Source organism: Acinetobacter psychrotolerans (assembly GCF_048552595.1).
GTDB lineage: Bacteria > Pseudomonadota > Gammaproteobacteria > Pseudomonadales > Moraxellaceae > Acinetobacter.
In genome coordinates, this window is the sequence record NZ_JBIMDK010000010.1 from 24,061 (window position 1) to 47,084 (window position 23,024).

General features: G+C 37.2%; 18 protein-coding genes. 11 read left to right on the plus strand and 7 right to left on the minus strand.

Going from position 1 to position 23,024, the window contains the following annotated elements; all coding sequences use genetic code 11:
- Nucleotides 1-20: 20 nt before the first annotated feature.
- On the minus strand, nt 21-587 hold the full coding sequence (locus tag ACG94X_RS10310; protein ID WP_419383711.1) for a GNAT family N-acetyltransferase: 567 nt from the start codon (nt 585-587) through the stop codon (nt 21-23).
- A gap of 650 nt (nt 588-1,237) precedes the next feature.
- Here ACG94X_RS10310 and ACG94X_RS10315 point away from each other — a divergent pair.
- From ACG94X_RS10315 to gyrA, 5 genes are all read left to right on the plus strand, one after another.
- Nucleotides 1,238-1,990, plus strand: coding sequence for an electron transfer flavoprotein subunit beta/FixA family protein (locus ACG94X_RS10315; RefSeq protein ID WP_419383642.1), 753 nt, complete (start codon nt 1,238-1,240; stop codon nt 1,988-1,990).
- Between the two features lie 17 nt (nt 1,991-2,007).
- Nucleotides 2,008-2,940, plus strand: coding sequence for an FAD-binding protein (locus ACG94X_RS10320; RefSeq protein WP_419383643.1), 933 nt, complete (start codon nt 2,008-2,010; stop codon nt 2,938-2,940).
- Between the two features lie 131 nt (nt 2,941-3,071).
- A complete protein-coding gene (locus ACG94X_RS10325; RefSeq protein ID WP_419383644.1) occupies nt 3,072-3,905 on the plus strand; it encodes a zinc ribbon domain-containing protein in 834 nt (277 codons plus the stop codon).
- A 486-nt stretch (nt 3,906-4,391) separates the two neighbouring features.
- The gene (locus ACG94X_RS10330; RefSeq protein WP_419383645.1) at nt 4,392-5,069 is read left to right on the plus strand and encodes a hypothetical protein; all 678 of its coding nucleotides are present in this window, start codon (nt 4,392-4,394) and stop codon (nt 5,067-5,069) included.
- 258 nt (nt 5,070-5,327) lie between these two features.
- Nucleotides 5,328-8,342 (plus strand): DNA gyrase subunit A, encoded by a 3,015-nt coding sequence (gene gyrA / locus ACG94X_RS10335; RefSeq protein WP_419383646.1) that lies wholly within the window; start codon nt 5,328-5,330, stop codon nt 8,340-8,342.
- A gap of 579 nt (nt 8,343-8,921) precedes the next feature.
- Here gyrA and ACG94X_RS10340 read toward each other — a convergent pair.
- Entirely contained in the window at nt 8,922-9,722 is an 801-nt protein-coding gene (locus ACG94X_RS10340) for an undecaprenyl-diphosphate phosphatase (RefSeq protein WP_419383647.1), read from the minus strand.
- A gap of 312 nt (nt 9,723-10,034) precedes the next feature.
- Between ACG94X_RS10340 and kdpA the strand changes: the two genes are divergently transcribed.
- From kdpA to ACG94X_RS10365, 5 genes are all read left to right on the plus strand, one after another.
- Nucleotides 10,035-11,759, plus strand: coding sequence for a potassium-transporting ATPase subunit KdpA (gene kdpA / locus ACG94X_RS10345; protein WP_419383648.1), 1,725 nt, complete (start codon nt 10,035-10,037; stop codon nt 11,757-11,759).
- A gap of 14 nt (nt 11,760-11,773) precedes the next feature.
- A complete protein-coding gene (gene kdpB, locus ACG94X_RS10350; RefSeq protein ID WP_419383649.1) occupies nt 11,774-13,843 on the plus strand; it encodes a potassium-transporting ATPase subunit KdpB in 2,070 nt (689 codons plus the stop codon).
- 48 nt (nt 13,844-13,891) lie between these two features.
- Nucleotides 13,892-14,509, plus strand: a complete 618-nt coding sequence (gene kdpC, locus ACG94X_RS10355; RefSeq protein WP_419383650.1) for a potassium-transporting ATPase subunit KdpC — start codon at nt 13,892-13,894, stop codon at nt 14,507-14,509.
- Nucleotides 14,510-14,708: 199 nt separating this feature from the next.
- Complete coding sequence (locus ACG94X_RS10360) at nt 14,709-17,363, plus strand: ATP-binding protein (RefSeq protein ID WP_419383651.1); 2,655 nt, start codon at nt 14,709-14,711, stop codon at nt 17,361-17,363.
- Nucleotides 17,364-17,388: 25 nt separating this feature from the next.
- A complete protein-coding gene (locus ACG94X_RS10365) occupies nt 17,389-18,096 on the plus strand; it encodes a response regulator (RefSeq protein WP_419383652.1) in 708 nt (235 codons plus the stop codon).
- 55 nt (nt 18,097-18,151) lie between these two features.
- Here ACG94X_RS10365 and ACG94X_RS10370 read toward each other — a convergent pair whose 3' ends face one another.
- The 4 genes from ACG94X_RS10370 to ACG94X_RS10385 form a co-directional block, all read right to left on the minus strand.
- Complete coding sequence (locus tag ACG94X_RS10370; protein WP_419383653.1) at nt 18,152-18,679, minus strand: tetratricopeptide repeat protein; 528 nt, start codon at nt 18,677-18,679, stop codon at nt 18,152-18,154.
- 111 nt (nt 18,680-18,790) lie between these two features.
- Nucleotides 18,791-19,129 (minus strand): DUF3325 domain-containing protein, encoded by a 339-nt coding sequence (locus ACG94X_RS10375; protein WP_419383654.1) that lies wholly within the window; start codon nt 19,127-19,129, stop codon nt 18,791-18,793.
- A complete protein-coding gene (locus ACG94X_RS10380; RefSeq protein WP_419383655.1) occupies nt 19,126-20,889 on the minus strand; it encodes a PepSY-associated TM helix domain-containing protein in 1,764 nt (587 codons plus the stop codon). Before ACG94X_RS10380 ends, ACG94X_RS10375 begins: the two co-directional genes overlap by 4 nt.
- Nucleotide 20,890: 1 nt before the next feature.
- Nucleotides 20,891-21,244, minus strand: coding sequence for a hypothetical protein (locus ACG94X_RS10385; RefSeq protein ID WP_419383656.1), 354 nt, complete (start codon nt 21,242-21,244; stop codon nt 20,891-20,893).
- A 387-nt stretch (nt 21,245-21,631) separates the two neighbouring features.
- Here ACG94X_RS10385 and ACG94X_RS10390 point away from each other — a divergent pair, with 387 nt between their 5' ends.
- Nucleotides 21,632-21,886, plus strand: coding sequence for a hypothetical protein (locus tag ACG94X_RS10390; RefSeq protein WP_419383657.1), 255 nt, complete (start codon nt 21,632-21,634; stop codon nt 21,884-21,886).
- Nucleotides 21,887-21,961: 75 nt separating this feature from the next.
- On the opposite strand, the gene ACG94X_RS10395 is transcribed toward ACG94X_RS10390, so the two are convergent.
- Nucleotides 21,962-22,348 carry a carboxymuconolactone decarboxylase family protein gene (locus ACG94X_RS10395; protein WP_419383658.1) on the minus strand — a complete coding sequence of 129 codons (387 nt, stop codon included), beginning with the start codon at nt 22,346-22,348 and terminating at the stop codon, nt 21,962-21,964.
- Between the last annotated feature and the right edge of the window lie 676 nt (nt 22,349-23,024).

The following is a 23,024-nucleotide window of genomic DNA, read 5'->3' on the forward strand; positions in this document are numbered from 1 at the left end:
TAGAATTCAAGTTGTCGAATTTATGATTTCTTTTTATGATCCTGTTGAGAAATTTTATATAAACAATGCTGTGCTAATGGATGAGTCGCTTCAAGTTTGGGATGTGAAAATTCAGAAACACTTTGCATATTTAAGCGTTGCATGACCTTTTGCGAGGGGGTGTTTAATTCTGCAGTAAATGCGACAACGTGCTCAAGTGCTAATTGTTCAAAGGCAAAATTTAAACATTCATGTGCAGCCTCAGTTGCATAACCTTGATGCCAAAATTGTTTTGCCAATCTCCAACCGATTTCAACGCAAGGTGAAAAACTAAATTGAGTCGGTTGATCATGCAAACCTACAAAACCGATAAATTCCCCTGTTTTCTTTAATTCGACTGCCCAAAATCCCCAACCATTTTCATGAATAAGTGCCTGAAATTTTTCTGCTAAAGCATTACTTTCAGACTGGTTTAAACAGTTGGGAAAGTATTGCATGACTGTGGGGTCTGCATTGAGCTGATAAAAAGATTCAAAATCAGTATCTTTCCATTGTCTTAAAATTAATCGCTTTGTTTGTAAAGTGATTACTTGCTGGAATTGATTCATCATTTACCTATTCATTTTTTAAATAACACAGATGCAATAGTGTTATATTGTAGAACATTGGATCATATTGAGTTGCTTCAATAAAACAATTAAATGTATGGCATTGATTACAAAATAGTCTGATATTTATTCAGATGTACTATCCATGAGTGTAGCTATGGAGCCGTTTAGAAATGAATTGGAAGCAACATGAAAACAGTAAATTTATAAAAGTGGTTGATTTAATTATTTTGTTACAAGTTCAAGTCTATAAATTGACAAATTTAATCCATAAAGATACTCAGAAAATTACGACTCTGTCTAAATTGACAATTTAAATATAGATCAATGAATGGTTATTACGATGTTATTGATTGATTGGGAATTTATCTTCATTATTTAGAATATTTATACAGAATTTATACAAATAATGTTATTTATCAATATATAAATATTATCGAAATAGTATGCTTATGTGTCTAAGTCAAAATATATTAAAAAAAAGTGAACTGCACGTTCAAGCTTTTTTAAGACTTTTTATCGTTGTTTTGTGAATTGTGACTTGACCGAAATGCCAAACACATTGCAAGATAGGACACCTAAAAAATTAAAAAGAAAGGTTATTATTACTTTTCTTAACTTTTACTTTTGCTAAAACAGCCGAGGATTACATGAAGGCTCTTGTTGCTGTAAAACGTGTGGTTGATGCCAACGTTAAAGTTCGCGTTAAACCGGACAATAGTGGGGTAGACCTTACTAACGTTAAAATGTCGATTAACCCATTCGATGAAATCGCAGTAGAAGAAGCGGTTCGCTTAAAAGAAAAAGGAACTGTTTCAGAAATTATTGTGGTTTCTATTGGTGCTAAAGAAGCGCAAGAACAGATTCGTTCTGCTATGGCGCTTGGTGCAGACCGCGGTATCTTAGTTGAAGCTGATGACAGCCAACTGGGTGCTTTAGAAATTGCTAAAATCTTAAAAGGTGTTGTTGAACAAGAACAACCACAGCTTATCCTTTTAGGTAAACAAGCAATCGATGACGACTCTAACCAAGTTGGTCAAATGCTTGGCGCTTTACTTGGCGCAGGTCAAGGTACATTCGCTTCTGTAGTGACTGTAAATGGCGACAAAGTACAAGTGGCTCGTGAAGTAGATGGCGGTTTACAAACTGTCGAATTGAACACTCCTGCGATTATCACGACTGATTTACGTTTGAATGAGCCACGTTATGCTGCGCTTCCAAACATTATGAAAGCTCGTAAAAAACCGCTTGATACCAAGTCACCTGCAGATTATGGCGTTACGACAACTTCTAAACTTAAAACAGTTAAAGTTGAGCCACCTGCAGAGCGTAAAGCTGGCGTACAAGTGAAGTCTGTTGATGAATTAGTCGACAAACTAAAAAATGAAGCGAAAGTGATCTAATACAGAAGGGTAAAATCATGAGTATTTTAGTTATCGCTGAACACGACAATAAGACACTTAACGGTGCAACTTTAAACGTTGTTGCTGCGGCTCAAAAAATCGGTGGTGATATCACTGTATTAGTTGCAGGTTCTGGCGCTCAAGCCGTTGCTGACGCTGCTGCTAAAGTTGCTGGTGTTAGCAAAGTATTACTTGCTGATGATGCTGCGTATGCAAATCAATTGGCTGAAAATGTTGCTATTTTAGTTGCAGGTTTAGGTAAAGGTTTTACACATATTCTTGCGACATCTACAACAACAGGCAAAAACTTATTGCCACGTGCTGCAGCACTTTTAGATGCAAGCATGATCACAGATATTACTGCTGTTGAAGGTCCTAAAACTTTCAAACGTCCTATCTATGCAGGTAATGCAATTGCAACTGTTCAATCAGACGAAGCAATTGTAATTGCAACTGTACGTGGTACAGCATTTGATCCTGTTGCTGCTGAAGGCGGTTCTGCTGCAGTTGAAGCTGTCGCAACGACAGGTGATGCAGGGATTTCTAAGTTCATTTCTGAAGAAATCGTGAAATCTGAACGTCCAGAATTAACAGCTGCTCGTATCGTTGTATCTGGCGGTCGTGGTGTAGGTTCTGGTGAGAACTACCATAAAGTACTTGATCCACTTGCTGATAAGCTTGGTGCTGCTCAAGGTGCTTCACGTGCTGCGGTTGATGCTGGCTTCGTTCCAAACGATATGCAAGTTGGTCAAACAGGTAAAATTGTTGCGCCTGACCTATACATCGCTGTTGGTATTTCTGGTGCGATTCAGCATTTGGCTGGTATGAAAGAATCTAAAGTGATCGTTGCGATCAATAAAGATGAAGAAGCGCCAATTAATGCAGTAGCTGACTACTGGTTAGTGGGTGATTTGAATACGGTTATTCCAGAATTAGTGTCTAAATTGTAACTTCTAAATTTGATTAGAAATAACAGTTCTGATATTACTGTTTCGAAAAACGCTCCTTATATAGGAGCGTTTTTTATGCAAACTGTGTTATAGATAAATCATGTTGATAAATAAAATGATGAAGAAATAAAATGAAATGTCAAAAATGCCATGCAGAAAATATTAGTGAAGCAGTGAAATGTGGTATGTGCGGCATTCGTTTAAAGCACTTTAGAATACTGAATGGTTTCACGGGAAGCCAACAGGTTGAATCTTCTGTACGGCGTGGTAATCCTCCAAAGCAACCGAATAAACAAGTTCAACGCGCTCAAGAAAATAACCTAAACCAAGTTCCTCGTTCAGTCACAGAAATAATCATGGATCAAAATATTTCGCTTGAAAATAAAGCAAAAATTGTATTAGATTCATGGAAAAATAGCGCATCTTCAGAAAACACTCCAGATCAATCTAAAAAGAAAAATGGTAAATGGTTGTGGATGATTGCGGCAATTTTTATATTTGCTGCACCGATTATTGATGTAGTCACGAGAGTCATCATTCCAGAAATACAGTACCAAGTTCGTGAACACTTAAGAATTGTACGTGAAACAGATGCTGAAACATCACAAACAGCCGAAGCAGCTACAGCTGTAATATCAAATGTATATCAAGCACGGTATTTTGAAATGCTCGGTTATCAAGAGCGTTTAGCAGGTTATTATCAGTCAAAACATGCGTATGCAACGAGCCTAAAAGACATAGAAAAATTTGAAAAAACTCAATTTAGCGATTTTATTTTTGATGAAATTGAAATAACTAAAGATGGAGCCTTAGTGGGTAAATTTAAAGATTCGCCTACAAGTAAAATTTATATGATGCCTGTGATTGAAAGAAATGAAATTACGAATTGGGATTGCTATCGAATCAATATAGATGATGATCTCATGAGTGAATGCCAACTCCTTGAAAGTGATCCATTTGTATAGAATTGAAAGAATAACAATAGATGATTAAAAGCTATATCTAATTTAAAGCTGCATGTTTTGAAAATTAATCTGTAGTAAAAATGGCGTAGCTTAAACTGATCATTTCTAGATTTTTTATCTTCTTATTGTACATTTTGATAATATTTATATCGTCTTTTAATACTCAACTTCGGGTGAGTGAAAATACTCCTCAGTCACTTTGCTGATAATAATAATTTACGCTGTTACTATTTTTGAGCATTTTTTAATGTTTTATCTACCTTTTTATTATTGATGAAATGTGAGATTTTGCCAATAAATCGTGAGTATTTAACTTTTTTAAAACTTATTTTTTACAGGTTGTTTAGTTAAATTAAACAAAATTAATATTTCAGTAAATTGCTTGAGGTTTCTTGCTCAGGTTTTGTGGGATTTTTTAAAATAAAAAATGTAATATTGTGTTAAAATTAAGCTTGCTTTAATAATCATGTATTCTGGAATATTTTAATGATTGTATCCAATAGGCCAACAAGTCCTACAATGATACTTGTTGGTTTATGTCTCTTTTTCCCTTTCCTAGCTGATCTACACACACCATTAGTTCACGGTATTGCAGTAAAGTATATAGAAAATATTCAAGCAATTTTACTACTCTTGGTTGCAATCTTTAGTTTTTTATATATCCGTCCTGACCGATGTTCAGATGGAAAGAAGCAATTTTGGCTCTGGGCAATCTTTTGGTGGGTTCTACTTTTCGGGCGCAGTACCAGTTGGGGGCGAGATTATTTCCCAGAAGTTCCCAAAGTATATTTCCGTACGTTGTCAGTTGTTTTCATTGCACCAGTCGTTGTAATGCTATTTTCATCGGCATTGCGTCAAGAAATTGTCAATAAATTTAAAACAGTTCAATTCCCAATGTGGAGTTTTGCATTGGCGGTGATTGCCTTACTCATTGCCGATTCAATAGAACATAGTCGTATGATTTTACCTGTGTTTTTACATGACATTGCATATAAAGACTTTATGGAAGAAATGTATGAGTTTCCCGTGATTTGGGGATTATTCGAAGTCACTTTCCTGTTAATGAAGCAAGAAAAAGAAGAGATGAAGTCTGAAAATCAAGCTCTGCAGTCAAATGAAACTGTTGATCAAGAAGAATATTCAGCGTGTAATAATGTGCATTGATATGCTGTAATTTTTAAAGAATTTTCGCCTCCAATTGTGGAGGCTTTTTTTGTATTAAAAAATCTTGATTTTGATTGAATTTAGTACAAATAATCATGATTATAGTCAGGATTGATTGGCACCTTTTACAATGCTTTTATGCTATAGTGTTCGACTGTATTTTTGTATTTTAGCCCAGTCATTTTGGGTTAATTTTTTGCAAGATTGATTATATAAATGAGCAGCAGCTGTTCGCGCTGTTTGTAATAAGGAGTATGCATGAGCGTATCGGAAATTAGACCGATTGCCATTGAGGATGAACTAAAAAGCTCATATCTCGATTATGCCATGAGTGTGATTGTATCTCGTGCATTACCAGACGTGAGAGATGGCTTAAAACCCGTTCATCGTCGTGTGCTATTCGCTATGCACGTATTAGGCAATGACTACAATAAAGCTTACAAAAAGTCTGCCCGTGTGGTTGGTGATGTAATCGGTAAATATCACCCACACGGTGATTCTGCTGTTTATGAAACCATTGTTCGTATGGCGCAAGATTTTAGCTTACGTTATCAATTGGTCGATGGTCAGGGTAACTTCGGTTCTGTCGATGGCGACAGTGCTGCGGCAATGCGTTATACCGAAGTCCGTATGCGTAAGTTGACCCATGAAATTTTGGCTGACTTAGAAAAAGATACCGTAGAGTGGGAAGATAACTACGATGGCTCGGAGCGGATTCCGCACGTCATGCCGACACGTATTCCTAACTTACTGATTAATGGTGTAACTGGTATTGCTGTAGGTATGGCAACCAATATGGCACCGCATAATATCACTGAAGTTGTAAATGCTTGCTTGGCATATGCCAATAACCCCAATATCAGCATTGAAGGGTTGATGGAGCATATTTCTGGTCCAGATTTTCCTACAGGCGGTATTATTTATGGTAAATCAGGAATTGTAGATGCTTACCGTACGGGTAAGGGGCGTTTACATATTCGTGGTAAGTATCACTTCGAAGAAGATCCGAAGAATGGTCGTATTACCATCGTATTTACGGAAATTCCGTATCAAGTCAATAAAGCCAGAACCATTGAGCGTATTGCTGAATTGGTTAAAGAGAAAAAACTTGAAGGTATTTCAGAACTGCGTGATGAGTCTGATAAAGACGGGATGCGTATTGCAATTGACTTAAAGCGTGGTGAAAACGCTGAAGTGATTGTGAATAATTTGTTCCAAAATACGCAACTTGAAAATTCATTTAGTATCAATATGGTTTGCCTAGATAATGGTCAGCCTAAATTGATGAATTTGAAAGATATTATTGCTGCATTTATTCGTCATCGTCAAGAAGTTGTAACACGTCGTACGATGTACGAATTACGCAAAGCGCGTGAACGTGGTCATATTTTAGAAGGTTTAACGGTTGCATTAGCGAATATTGATGCGATTATTGAGACGATTAAAACTTCTGCAAATCCTGCTGAAGCACGTGAGCGTTTACATGCAGGCGAATGGGCTGCGGGTGGCGTAGTTGCTTTGTTGGAAAAAGCAGGTTCAGTTTCGGTACGTCCAGAAATTATTGATGGCGAAGATTTATCTAAACCATATGGTTTTGATGGTGGTATTTACCGTCTTTCACCTACGCAAGTGGCGGCAATTTTAGAATTACGTTTACATCGTTTAACTGGTCTTGAACAAGATAAGTTACATGCTGAATATTCTGAAATTTTAGGTCAAATTACTGAATTAACTGCAATTTTAAATGACTTTAATTTGCTAATGAATGTCATTAAAGAAGAATTAGCATTAATTTTACAGCAATATGGTGATGGTCGTAAAACTTCAATTGTTGAATCTCGTATCGATTTCTCTCGTGAAGATTTAATCCCAGAAGAGCAAATGGTATTAACCGTTTCTAAAACAGGTTATGCGAAAACTCAACCATTGTCTGACTATGCGGCACAACGCCGTGGTGGACGTGGTAAGTCTGCAACATCGATGAAAGAAGATGATTATATTCAACATTTAATTGTGACTTCTAACCATGCGACGGTGTTGTGCTTTACCAATGTAGGTAAAGTGTACCGCTTGAAAGTATATGAAGTACCACAAGCTTCTCGTGGTGCGAAAGGTCGCCCGATGGTGAACTTGTTACCATTGGATGCAGATGAAACGATTACAGCAATTTTACCTGTAATAGATGCACCGAAGAAATTTAAAGATCGTTTGGTGACTTTCAAAGAATTTGTTAAAGCCAATGCTGTAAAACTTCAACAAAATGAAGTGATCAGTGCGCATTATGTTGAACTTGAAGCGGCTCTAGCAGAGCTTGAAGATGGTGCCGATGATATTTCTGATGTATTGCGTAAGCAATTGAAAGAATTAGGTGTAGAGCTTTCTACTACTGATTTAGATGATGAAATTATTAATGATTTTGCACAACAAGTTGAAAGTGTTCGTAAAAACTTCTATGTATTTATGGCAACAGCTTCTGGTACGGTAAAACGTGTTGAATTAGAACAGTTTGGTAATGTTCGTTCGAACGGCTTACGTGCAATTGAATTGAAAGAAGAAGATACCTTAATTGGTGTTGCAATTACCGATGGCGAACAGCAAATTATGTTGTTCTCAAATGAAGGTAAAGCAATTCGCTTCTCTGAAACCGATGCTCGTGTCATGGGGCGTACTGCGAAGGGTGTTCGTGGTATGCGTGTAACACTCGCTGCTGCACAAGTAGATGAAGAAACAGAAGTTGATGTAGAGTCTGATGATGAAGATTCTGCTGACTTAAATGTAGTTACTCGTATTGTTTCTTTGGTTGTTGTACCTGAAACAGGTGAAGTACTGTGTGCATCTGCAAATGGTTATGGTAAACGTACACCTGTAGGCGACTTCCCAACCAAGAAACGTGGTGGTAAGGGTGTCATTGCAATTAAGACCTCTGAACGTAATGGTGAATTGGTCGGTGCTGTTGCAATTGATGTTACTAAAGAAGTGATGTTGATTTCTGATGGTGGTACTTTAGTTCGTACTCGTGCTTCTGAAATTGCTCAAACAGGTCGTAATGCTCAAGGCGTTCGTTTAATCCGTTTAGGAAATGATGAGGTCTTGGTGGGTGTTGTTGCTGTTGATGCTGTAGAAGAAGATGAAATTTTAGATTTACCAGAAGTGATTGATGGTGAAGTGCTAGAAACGCCTGAAGATTTAATTGATTCAGAACAATTGGTTGAAGATGAAACGATTATGGATGAAGGTAATACTGAATCCGATGGTAGTGAATCTGACCAATAATTTTGAGTGAGAAAAAAAGGGCGCTTAGGCGTCCTTTTTTGTTATTTCAATAATCGTGTAAATTCCAAAAAATTTAATAAAATATAATCAGCTTAAATAATATTGAAAATAAAAATGTATATATATTATTATTTTGTATAGTGAAAATAAATTTTTTAGTGATTTATATAGATCGAAAAGTCATTTGCTTGTTTATTATGGAGAGCCTATCTTTCGAAGGCGTGGATATAGCGAACAGTATGATCAATAGTTATTTTTAGTAGGATAAATGGATAAAACCATATTATTAAGAGTATTAAATAACAGAATATGGTCAATGAAAAATGAGTCAATATTCGTTTAAAAGTGGCGAATAATTGTATTTTTTGTCTATCTAAAATTTGAGTTTTGATTAAGGTTTTAGTGAATGTTGTTGAATAAGTAATTGTTTATTAATTAATTTTTAATTAAAATAAATCTGATCAAAATATTTTTTATTATTAGAATATTGAAACACCCTAAACTGAATTTACTTTAAACCAGTTTAGGGTTGTTCTTTGCAATGAAATAATGTATCTATTATTGTATATAAAATAATAATTAAAAGAATACTATCAATAAGATTACGCCCAGAACTACACGATACCAAGCAAATACTCTTAACGTATGTTTTTCGACGAATTTTACTAAGGCTTTGACCACAAGTAATGCTGCGATAAATGCCGCAACAAAACCGACTGCGATATTAATCATATTATCTGAAGTTAAAACATCGGCATTACGAATCAAGTCATAGGTTGCGGCACCTAGCATGGTTGGCATAGCAAGGAAGAAGGAAAACTCAGTTGCCGCTTTACGTGATAAGCCTGCCAACATACCACCGATAATAGTTGCACCTGAACGTGATGTACCTGGAATCATTGCAACGCATTGTGCAAAGCCAACAATAATGGCTTGCTTAATTGTAATATCTGTAGCTTCAATGGTTTTAGGTTCAAATTTTCTTGCTTCAACAGCAAAAATAATTAAACCACCAATAATTAAAGCACATGCTACGACAATCGGGCTAAATAGTACTTGTTTAATAAAATCAACGGCTAAAATACCAATTACGACTGCTGGAATGAATGCAAGTAAGACATTGATCGCAAAGCGCCGTGCATATACATCCCCAGAGAAAAAGCCTTTGACGAGATCAATAATTTTTAATCGATAGAGCCAACAAACGGCTAAAATTGCGCCAAGTTGAATAACAACTTCAAAAACGCGTCCACCATCTGAATGAAAATCGATTAAATGGCCAAATAGAATTAAATGTCCAGTACTTGAAATGGGTAAAAATTCGGTTAATCCTTCGATTAGACCTAAAAAGAGGGCTTTAAGCAGCTCAATATTTTGCATAGATAAAAAACTTAACGTTTATAAAAATTTTAATCTTTTTAATGCATTTCGATGAATTTATAAATGAATAAAGACAAATTTTTACGAAATTTTTACGCGACAGACTTTTTAGTGAATAGAGAGTTTACGTACTTTTTTCTCATACTTAGCAATGGAATATCCCCGTTTTAGGATGAAAAAGATGAGTGCTACATTCATAGCGCATCAGTACATACAGCATTCAAAAATATGTTTGCTGAAAAAACATACAAAATATAAATGTCGCAATATTCACATTTCAATTTCCTACCATTCAAAATTGGAGGGAGTGTCATGCTAGAACTCATTTTACTTTTAGCCATAGTGACCATTTTGGCGTATCCATTGGGTAAATATCTTGCTGCGATTATGCAAAATGGCGAGATGAAGATAGATCCTTTATTCAATTGGATCGAAAAACCGATTTATGCAGTATTAGGAACGAACGCCAAAAAGGGCATGAGCGTAAAAACATATTCGCTCAGTTTTGTTGTGAGTTGTTTTGTCATTGGCTTGGTGACTTGGGTGCTGTTTATGATCCAAGCGAGTTTACCGTTGAATCCTAATCATGCACCGAATATGTCGTGGGATTTGGCATTGCATACCATGATTTCATTTTTGACTAATACCAATCAGCAGCATTATTCAGGGCAAGCGCAGCTGTCTTATTTATCTCAAATGGTAGGGGTCGTTGGTTTACAGATCATTACCCCAATGATGGGTTTGGCAATGGTTGTCGCAACGGTTCGAGCATTGTTTTATAAACATTCAAATGCAGTGACGGATGCAGACCAGCAAACAAGTTTCAATTCTAAAGTAAATAAAATTAATGTCGGGAATTATTGGGCAGATGTGATTCGTCCTACTTTCCGCTTTCTTATTCCTCTTTGTATGATTTGGTCGTTATTACTGAACAGTCAGGGTGTTCCTTCGACTTTTCAAGGTGGGCCTGAAGTTCAGGTGATTGATCAATTTAGTGAATTGAAAATGCAGAAAATACCATTAGGGCCTGTTGCGCCAATGGTTGCAATCAAACAGTTGGGTAGTAATGGTGGTGGCTGGTATGGGCCAAACAGTAGTGTACCATTGGAAAATCCAACACCTTTTTCAAACTTTTTGGAAATGATTGCGATTCTACTTATTCCAATTTCGGTTATTTTCATGTTGGGATTTTTTACCCGACGTGCAAAATTTGCAGGTTTTGTTTTCGGTACAATGTTGTTGATGTCAGTTGTTTCTGCATCAAGTGCGATATGGTCTGAAAGTCTTTCGGCAGCTTCTCATCAACTGACGGTCATGGAAGGTAAGGAAATGCGCTTTGGTGAGACATCATCTGCGCTTTGGTCTGCTGTTACCACTCAGGTAAATAATGGTTCGGTAGACATGATGCATGATTCATCTGCACCGTTAACAGGATTAGTCCAAATTTCCAACATGCTCATCAATGCAATTTGGGGAGGTATCGGTTGTGGTTTACAGCAATTCATTATCTATCTGTTTTTAGCTGTATTTATTGCAGGGTTAATGACAGGCCGTACTCCAGAATTATTTGGGCGAAAAATTGAAGCAGGCGAAATTAAATTACTTGCCGTTGTGATTTTAATTCAGCCCATTACGATATTGAGTTTAACCTCTATAGCGCTCTTTTTCTCAGAACTGACAGGGAGTAGTAATCCGCATTATCACGCCATTTCCCAAGTGCTGTATGAATATGTTTCGGCATTTGCCAACAATGGTTCTGGGTTTGAAGGCTTGGCAGACAATACGATTTGGTGGAATGTCACCTGTAGTCTTGCATTGTTATTAGGACGTTTCCCGACATTAATTGTTCCTTTAATGATTGCAGCACGTTTAGCAGCAAAACGTCAGGCACCTGAAAGCAATGGTAGTTTAAAAGTTGAAACACCGACCTTTGCACTGACGTTAATTGCAATTGTGGTGATGTTGACTTTATTACAATTCATGCCTGTCCTTGTTTTAGGACCGATTGCTGATCATCTGTTATTGGTTCAAGGTTAATGAGGGTGAATAAAATGAATCATTCAAAACAAGCTGTTCAAACAAAAAAAGTGTCTGAAAATAGCCATGCTGCTAACAACAGTACGACATCAACATTATTTCAAAGCGAAGCGTGGAAAAATGCCTTTCTTAAACTATTGCCGCAACATGCAATAAGAAATCCTGTAATGGCAATTGTTTGGCTTGGTACGATCATTACTTTCGTGAGTACCATATTAGGCAAAGCGAGTTTGTTGTTTGGCCTCATGGTGACATTTATTTTATTTGTCACAGTGCTATTCGCCAATTATGCAGAAGCGATTGCAGAAGCCAAAGGTCGTGGTCAGGCATCATCATTAAGACAGGCTCGACAAAATTTAACGGCACGCCGTATTGATTCAATAAATGATTTAGATGGCGTACAAATTGCTGCCACTTTATTAAAAATGAATGATTTGATTGAAGTACGTGCAGGGGAAATGATCCCTGCCGATGGTGAAATCGTTCAGGGCTTCGCCACGATTAATGAAGCGGCGGTTACAGGTGAATCTGCACCTGTATTGCGTGAAGCAGGTACAGATAAATCTGGTGTGATTGGTGGTACGAAGGTTTTAACAGATCGAATTGTTGTGCAAGTGACTGCGGAATCGGGTAATAGCTTTTTAGATCGTATGATTGCATTGGTTGAGGGTTCAAACCGTCAGAAAACGCCCAATGAAATTGCTTTGGGTATATTACTCACAGTAATGACCGTAACTTTCATTGTCGTCGTAGTTAGCTTGCCATTTATTGGGCATTTCTTAAAGATAGAAATCAATCCAATTTTATTGGTAGCGCTGTTGGTGTGTTTGATTCCAACCACGATTGGTGGCTTGTTGCCTGCGATTGGTATTGCGGGAATGAACCGTGCTTTAAAAGCCAATGTGATTGCTAAATCGGGTAAGGCGGTTGAAGTTGCAGGGGATATCGATGTTCTATTGTTAGATAAAACAGGAACGATTACCTACGGTGACCGTCAAGCAACAGCATTCTATCCACTAACAGGTGTGACGGAATCTGAGCTGCGCCAAGCTGCTGTATTAACGTCACTTGCAGACCCAACACCTGAGGGTAAATCTGTTGTGGCATTGGCAAAAGAGCAGGGTGAAAAGGTCACTGAACCTGAACATGCAGAATTTATTGCTTTCAGTGCATCAACACGAATTTCGGGAATCAACCTTGCCGATGGTCATCAAATTCGCAAAGGTGCATCGGATGCGATACTGAAATTTGCGTCACAAAATATTGAAAATCTGAGTGAACTTAAAACCCGAGTGGAACAAGTTGCTTCTAAAGGAGCAACACCTTTGGTTGTTGCGAAAGACCAAAATATTTTGGGTGTGATTGAACTTTCAGATGTCATTAAGCAAGGTATTAAAGAAAAGTTTGCCCGTTTACGTGAGATGGGGATTAAAACAGTCATGGTGACTGGTGATAACCCACTCACTGCGGCAGCAATTGCTGCTGAGGCTGGTGTCGATGATTATATTGCAGAAGCGAAGCCTGAAGATAAACTCGCCTGCATTCGTGATGAACAGAATAAAGGTCACTTAGTTGCCATGGTTGGTGATGGTACCAATGACGCACCTGCATTGGCACAGGCGGATATAGGTTTAGCCATGAATTCCGGAACACAAGCTGCGAAAGAAGCAGGCAATATGGTAGATTTGGATTCAGATCCAACCAAATTATTAGCTGTTGTTGAAATTGGTAAACAACAGTTGATTACACGTGGTGCATTAACCACTTTCTCATTAGCAAATGATGTGTCTAAGTATTTTGCAATTTTACCTGCGTTATTTGTTGCAGCCATTCCGCAAATGAGTGTACTGAATGTGATGCAATTGGGGAGTTCTGAAAGTGCGATCCTGTCCGCATTAATCTTCAATGCCATCATTATTCCACTGCTTATTCCGATTGCTTTACGTGGTGTGAAATTTAAACCATCAACATCGACACAATTGTTACGTCGCAATATGCTGATTTACGGTGTTGGTGGCGTGATATTGCCTTTTATCGCCATTAAAGTGATTGATCTGATGATCAACCCACTGTTGGCTCTGTAGCATTATTGCCGATTATAAATTGAAGACCATAAATTAAAGGTTAGGAAAATGAATATTGAAAATAATCCATTAAAAGATCATCAATTGATTGATTCATCAATAGGTGAGTTAGCACGTGGCTCTATTGGGTTAACAGTTATTGCACTCGGATTATGTGGTTTTGTATATAGTGCAGCGGCAACAGGATTGGGGCAAGTGCTCTTTCCTAACCAAGCCAATGGCAGTATGATCATTGAGAATGATCGAGTTTTAGGTTCAAGTTTGGTTGCACAACCATTTGTTCAAACACAATATTTTCATCCAAGACCATCGGCTTCAAAATATGATCCTATGGCAATGGCAGGGAGTAATATGGCGCGAACCAATCCTGAGTTAAATAAAATTGTCGATGAGCGTTTAAATCATATTGCTGCACAAGAGCAGGTTGAAAAATCGAGAATTCCTGCGGATTTAGTCACTGCTTCTGGGAGTGGTATTGACCCTGAAATAAGTGTTCAATCTGCTATGATTCAAGTGAAACGTATTGCAAATGCAAGGCATTTATCTGAACCAATCGTGATGAAACTGGTGCAAGAATATACCATTCAACCAAGTTTTGGGTTGCTTGGAAAAGCAAGGGTGAATGTACTTGAATTAAATCTGGCGTTGGATCGGATAGGAAAGTGATCAAAAAATCTTAGAAAAAAGATTGAAAGGTCTTTCTCCATTAAGGAGATGAAGAAGGTGGGGGATTTGTTAATAAAATCCTCGTCCTCCTTTTCTTTTTTAATGAGAAGGAGCCTATAATGGAAAATTAAGCATTGATAAACATGACTTATGAAAGTTGTCCAATATTGATTAAAAAAGATGCTAAAGCAGACGGATTATGACTGATCATAGAAACAATAAAGCAAATGCATTATTACAACAAAATCAACGCTATCAATCAGGTCGATTGACGATTTTTCTTGGTGCTGCACCCGGTGTAGGAAAAACCTTTGCCATGTTGGTTCGTGCCCATGATCTGGCGTTACAAGGCGCAGATATCATTATTGGTTATGTAGAAACACATGGACGAATTGAAACTGCGAACTTGATTGCAGGACTAAGCATTATTCCTCGGAAAAAAATTGAATATCAAGGGCTCCATCTGGAAGAAATGGATTTGGATGCCATTCTAGAGAAAAAACCCAAAATTGTATTGGTGGATGAATTTGCACATACCAATATGCCGGGAAGCCGTCATGAAAAGCGTTGGCAAGATATCAATGAATTACTCGATGCAGGTATTGATGTTTTTACTACGATGAATATTCAGCATTTAGAAAGTCTGAATGACGTGGTTTTTCAAATTACTGGGATTCGTGTCAATGAAACTGTACCTGATCGGGTCTTTGAAAGAATCCGTGATATTCGTTTGATTGATTTACCTGTGAATGAGTTGTTGGAGCGTCTGAATCAGGGGAAAGTGTATGTTCCTGAATTGGCGGAACAAGCATTGCAACGATTTTTTAATCACTCCAATCTTACTGCTTTACGTGAATTGGCAATGCAAACCGTTGCGAGTCATGTCGATGCCAATGTACGGGAAAATTTTGCGATTCAAGGGCTTTCTCCAATTCCATTAAAAAACCATGTTTTAATTATGGTGGATGGAAATGGGCATTCTGAAGCTTTAGTTCGTACAGGCTGTCGCATTGCAGAAAATCGTTTAGCGAATTGGACCGTGGTTGCTTTTTTGAATGATTCACAAATTACAGACAAGCAGGAGAATTCACAAAGTCGGGAAATTGAACGTGCTTTAAATTTGGCGCGTCAATTGGGCGGAATGACTGAGAAATTATACGGAAAGCAACATGCAAAAACGCTTTTTGATTATGTCATGAGTCGGGGAATTTCAACATTGGTTGTGTCGCAATATGAGCGCAATCCGTATTCACTGGGTATATTTTCAGGACAAGAATTTCTCAATCAACTTTTAAAACTTCGTCCCAGTTTTGAGTTAAGTATTGTTCCTATTCTGACCAAAGAAAATCATTCATCTATTTTTTCTCATACAGGTCAATGGCTCACATTACGAGAAACATGTTATGTATTGGGCACGACCATTTTCAGTGTCATCATTGCGAGTCTGGCAGATGAATTTTTGGGAATTGATGATTTATCTGTCATTTTTATTACCGCCGTGGTTTTTGTAGCATCTAAAACACGGATGCTTGCCGCATTTTTTTCAGCAATTTTATTTTTTCTCGCTTATAACTTTTTCTTTATTTCTCCAAAGTTTACTTTGCAAATTTCAGCGCATCAAGGTGTGATCACTGTCGTTGCATTCTTTGCTGCAGCACTAATAGCCAGTCGTCTTGCTTCACGTTTAAGAGAGCAAGTGACGGCATTGAAAGCTGCCAATAGTTATAATAGTGTGATGCAGGATTTAGGGCAGAAATTGTCGGTTGCTATAGATTTAAATCAAGTACAAGAAATAGCGATAGCCAGCTTGAGGAAAAATTTAAAAGCAGAGGTTTTACTGTATTTTCCAGAACCTTCTAATCAAGCAGAAGCTTTGCAACAACTCAATGAAAAAGAAAGAATATCCGCACAATGGTCTTATAAAAATTTTCAACCATCAGGTCGTTTTACTCAGACATTAACAGAAAATGATTGGTGGTTTGTGCCTTTATTGGCATCCAAACAATGCTTAGGTGTTATTGGCGTTAAATTTCCATCACAACAATCATCATTTCATATTGAACAAAAACAATTAGCAGAAACCATGATTGAGTATATTGCACAAGCGATTTCACGTACTCAATTAAGTAAAGCGTTAGAAATTGCCAATGTGAACTCAGAAACTGAAAAACTCCGCTCAGCACTACTTTCATCCGTTTCACATGATTTACGTTCACCACTTGCGTCAATTATTGGAGCAGCGGAGACGTTGAGTAATTATCGTCATTCAATGAATGAAGCGGATCAGGACAGTTTGTTGGAAGCGATTCACTTAGAAGGCGAGCGGTTAGATCGTTATATTCAAAATTTATTGGATATGACACGTTTAGGTCATGAAGGTTTAAGTCTTAAACGAGATTGGATTGGTTTGGATGAATTGGTGGGTTCTGCGGTTCGCCGTTTAAAACGTTATATGCCTCAGGCAATGATTGATGTACATTTACCACAGGAATCACTCAGTTTATTTGTACATGCAGCGTTGATTGAACAGGCAATATTTAATGTTTTAGAAAATGCCACCAAGTTTTCACCTGAAAATAAAGCGGTGATTATTGATGTCGTACAAATGAATGATAATGAAATTGAAGTTGCGATCAGTGACCAAGGACAGGGTATTCCAAAAGATGAGCGTGAACAGATTTTCGATATGTTTTATACCATGCAAAGAGGTGATCGTGGACAGTCTGGTACTGGTTTGGGACTGACCATTGTTAAAGCAATTATTGGGGCACATATGGGACAAATTTCTGCATCATCAGCCAAGAATAATATCGGGACATGTATCCGTATATTGCTTCCGATTCAACCTGCGTAATCGTTCATTGTTTTAAGGAGTCATGATGTCTGAACAAAATGTATCAGCAAGTTCTATGACTAATGTGCTGATCATCGACGATGAAACACAGATCCGTAAGTTTTTGGATATTGCTTTAAGAGCGCAAGGCTATAAGACTTTATTGGCTGAAAATGGTCAAAAAGGCTTAGAACTTTTGGCTTTGCAGGGTGCAGACTTGGTTATTTTAGATTTAGGATTACCCGATTTAGATGGTTTTGAAGTTCTATCTGAGCTTCGTGCTTGGTCGCATGTGCCTGTGATTGTGTTATCTGTTCGTTCCGATGATATTGAAAAAGTGAAACTTTTAGATGCGGGAGCGAATGATTATGTCACTAAACCGTTTAGTGTGCAGGAACTTATGGCAAGAATACGGGTGCTTTTACGGCAGTTTCAAAATGCAGTCATAGAGTCGGTTATTTTTGATGATGGTAGTTTAAAAATAGATTTTTCACAAAGACAAGTATTCTTAAATCAACAACTTGTTTCGCTTACACGAAAAGAATATCAGTTACTGAATTTACTTGCACAACACAAAGGTCAATTGATTACCCAACCGCAGATTTTGAAAGATTTATGGGGACCATCGCATCAGGAAGATACGCATTATTTGCGCATATTAGTGGCAAAATTACGTGCGAAGTTAAATGATAATGCAGTTCAACCTAAATATATTGTGACTGAACCTGGCGTTGGATTACGTTTTTTAGGCTAAGTCTAATCACTCAAAAAGCCCATGATTTATATTTGTTCATGGGCTTTGTATTGAATTATTCAGTAGCATCATCTTCAGCAGTTTTGGCTTTTTCTGCCCAAAAGTCAGCTTTCTCTTCATCAATATCAACACCTAGTCCATTTTCATAAATACAGACTAAATCACGCATTGCTTGCACTTCACCTAATTCAGCCGATTGGATGACCATTTCTACAGATTTTGCGACATCTTTTTCCACAACATCCCCACGGCGGAAGAAATTAGCCAATTCGAAAATTGCAGCAGGGTGTTTAAGGTTTGCTGCCTGTTCTAACCAACGATGCGCATGTTCCAAATACGTTTTTGCTTCTTCAGGATCTTCTTCTAGCATGTCTTTGGCATATACAGCGTATCCTTCACCTAACCAATACATGGCTTCGACATGTCCCAATTGTGCAGCTTTTAATGCCCATTCTTCAGCAAGTTGATTATTATCTTCATCCTCACTTTGCATGTAAGTTTCAGCAAGTTCAAATTGTGCATCTGGATTACCCATTGCAGCAAGATTTAACAATTCTGAAGAGATGGATAAAGGCTTAGACATAGACATTCCGCTAGATAAATTAATCTTAAAAAATAAGCCAATCTGTAGATTGGCTTTTCTATTATAGCTTAATTTCGGGCACTGCATTTATTTCATATAATTTGAGCTATTTTAAATAAAATAAATGATTCCACTCAATAATGTGATTGCAATACATACACATGTGATTGGCTGAATACGTGTTGGAAAATAACTTAAACACAATCCGACAAATAAAGCAGAGAAGGCCAGCGCACCGACCCAATAACTGACCATATTGCTGATCTTTCCAACCATTAAACAAATCATCAATGAAATGATCAGTAAGCTCCATCCTGCAATCGTTGCAAGGTGTGTTTGTTTTACATCTAATGGACGATTAAAAATCTGCTTTTGATGTTTAGACATCGAACAGGCAATCGCAAAAAAAGCCAAACAAGTTAGAGACCAAATCAAGATAAAAAATATCATGCTTCAATTTCCTTATTTGCTGTATTCATGACTCTTTTATTCTTTTTAGGGCTCAAACCTTGGTGCTTTTTAACTTTATAAAAGGAGAAGAAGCAAAGCAGTGCTAAAACCCATGCCATCAAATCAAATGAAGCAATCATCCATTGACCATTGGCGATACTGTTCCAAAGCGCTTGTCCACCCGTCATAAAATTCACAATAGGTAATAAGGTATAAGCAACAGTTGCGACCAAGAGAAGTTCTAACCAAGCTTGGCGATGTGGGCGCAGCCATGCGTAAATAAAACTGATCAACCATATGATAAAAAAGACACGGATTTCCCAGTTTAAACGCATTTCCAAATCTGCAGGAATTAAGCGGTTGGCATAAAAATAGGCGGCGCATGCGATCGGTAAACCAATAATCGCAGTAATATTGGTGACTTCAACAAGACGATAACCAAATGATTTATAGCCTTGTTTTTGCTGTTGTGGAGCGCGTTTAACACACCATAAAATTAAGCCAGTAGCGACCATGAGTGTGCCCATGATACCAGAGAAGAACAGTAACCAACGTATTGCCAAATCTACACCACGGGCTTCATGTAGCACGGTGACCACATTATAAATCCCCATTGGAATAGATGGATTATTGAATGTATTAGCTTGGTCATTGATTGCTTGACCTGTTACGCCATCAAACTTCAGACTCGAATATGAGCCACGTTTTACAACACTGTCGGTATACAAAGCTCGCAGTTCAATGGTTGCATTGGACGTATTGGGTGCAAGGATTTGAATTGAAGCAATAGGATTATCTTTCCACTCAGATTGAACAGCAGCGATGATTGGTTTTAAGTCTGTTAATGGTGCAGGGTGGCTCTGCTTTTGTTCGTGTTTACCACGTCTTTCACCACGTGGTCGCTCACTATTTTCACGTGATTGCTGACGTTCAGCTTTTTCACCTATTGCATTATCTTTGGGTATATTCGATTCTTGATTTGCTGTTTTTTGCGTAGTAGCTTGTCTAGCTGTACTTTGTTGCGTAGTTCCACCTCGTTGATCTTGTAAAAACTGCTGACGACTTTCATAGACTTGGTTAATTCCCCAAGGCATCAGTGTAAACATGAGCAATAACAAACCACTAAAAGTAATTATGATATGAAAGGGCAGTGCAAAAACCGCAGTTGCATTATGTGCATCTAACCACGAACGCTGCCCTTTTCCTGAACGAAATGTAAAGAAATCTTTAAAAATTTTTTTATGGGTAATAATACCGCTTATGATTGCAACGAGCATCAACATGGTTGCTAAGCCAACAATCCAACGTGCCCAAATACGATCTAATCCATACAATTCAAAATGGAAACGATACAAGAAGCCACCACCACGGGTTTCTCGCGCTTCAATCACTTGTCCAGTCGCACTATCAATCGTAATTCGTTCACCACCACGCCGTGCTTGAAGGTCTTCACCTTGCTTACGAATATTAAGTTCAGTGGTGGTCTGTCTTGAATTTGGCAGTTGAATCATCCAGCTACCCGCATCTGGATAATGTTTTTGTAAATAATCCAATGCAACTTGAGTTTGTTCGATTTGAGAATGACTCGGAACGGATTGATGTGTTTCAGGTTTCATCCAAACCGATATTTCAGATTGGAAAAAACTTAACGTTCCTGTGAGAAAAATTGCATAGAGTAACCAACCGAGAACTAGACTTGCCCATGTGTGCAACCATGACATGGATTGGCGAGGACCTTCGACTTTTGCATCAACGCGCATCTTAGTTCCCCATTGCTTTATAAATAATCAACAAAATGACACTCGGAATGAGGATTCCTAAACTGGCTTTTAGGGTTTTATTGACTATAAATACCCAAATAAAAGCAGCGCAGTGAATGCTGAATGCAATAAGAGTCGCACTCATAACACTTGCTGCTCTGTAATCTGCAAATACTTTTGCGATCACCATGGCTGAAAGGGTTGCGAGAGCGTATCCACCAAAAATTGCAAGCAAAAAACGATAAAAAATCATGAATCGATAGCGGATTAGGGCTGAAGGTGATTTGATTCGTGTATTCAAAGTCGGAGTTGAAATTGATGCATGCATTGCATCCAAGTCAGTCTGGCTATTCATAAGCAATAAAATCTAAAGATTAGAAAAGATGCAAATAATAACAATTATCATTTACTTTTGATATTGTTAATTTAATATTATTTCAAATAAATCACAGAATTTTAAAATAAATTGTTTGGATTGCTATGTATTGGTTCTATTTTTTAATAATTTTATACGGTTGAATTTAGACATTGCAAAATCAATATTGAATCAATAAGTCCATATTATTGTTATTGTTCTAATTGTAAATTAATCAACTAAATTCTGCATATTTAGCATATAAATTCACAACATTAAGGCTTTGAATGGGTCTTCATTAACATCTTGCTACTACGTTAAATGTGACTCTTGGAGTAATTTAGATCAATATTTAAGCATTATTTTAAGTGTAAAAGGTGATCTCAAATGTTTATTCCTGCATCTGAAGCAAAGCAATTGGTTGAAAGTTCTCAGTTAAATATTGAGTTATACAAAAAGAATTTAGCAAAAATGATTCATGATAATGCCCAACAAGGGAACACTGCGGTATTCACCGTTTTACCTAAACATTTACCTTTAGAAGATATTCGGGCACTTTCTGCCGAATTAACACATTTAGGTTATCAAGTTCGCTTTGAAGTGGATGAGTTTTTTTATAGTTTTAATGTTTTTTGGAACTAAAAATATTAGAAGCCTTGGTGTAAAAAGCTTCTAATTAAACTTATTTGTTATCACTGACTATTTTAAATAGACAACTTATTCAGCTTTTTGATATTCATTAATCACTTCTAAAGCGGCACGGAAAGCTTCTTGAGTCGCAGGTGCGCCACAATACGGTAAGCTATGAAGTAAAACTTCCTGAATTTCCTCTACCGTTGCACCATTATTTAATGCACCACGAACATGACCTTTCAATTCTGTTGGACTTTTTTGTGCAGTTAAAAATGCAAGTGTAATCAATGAACGATATTTACGTGGTAAAACACCTTCACGTTGCCATGTAGAACCCCAAGCATGTTCATTAATCCAGTCTTGCAAAGGTTGAGTGAATGGCACAGTATTGTCTTGTGCCCGATTTACAAAACTTTCACCCATAACTTCTTTACGTACTTTTAAGCCATTTTCATAATCTTGCTGTGACATAGCGATTCTCTAAATCATTGTTAAAAAATTATCAACAGACCCTACACCCGATTGTGATTAAGATGTATTGGTAGATGGTCTATATATGAGTTATTCAAGTCATGTTAAAACTGAGTATCATAAAACCTCAGGATAGTATTTTCAAAATCAAAATGTAGTGATTCATGTTTATTTTTAAATCATGCCATATTTTTTTTTGATCATCTTGCATTCATTTAAAGCTTTGCTAAAGAACATATTGACAATAAAGGTATTTTTTTGAATCCGTTTCACGAAACAGAGGGGAGGATTGCATAGATAGAGCAGTCATTTATCTTGTCTCATTCAGTTGTAAACTCAATAGAATAGTATGAAAGTGACTTGTAGATGAACATACTGCAAATGTAAAGCAATGACCTTTATGAGTTTGATGACGTGAATCTGGTTTGCGATATCTGTATATTCTTACGATAAATACTTTATATAATAGTGATAGTGTTTATTTTAAATCACGGTTATTAATAAATATGTGATTTAATCATCATTAGTGTGATTGAATTGGTGGTTTTAAACATTCTTTTAGTACCATTTTCTGACGAAATGTCGTTATCACGGAACTTACGTTGACTGAAAAGCGGTGAGGGACGATACTCTCAATGTTTTATTCAAGCAATCGGTTCTCAGGGGCTGAGTCATA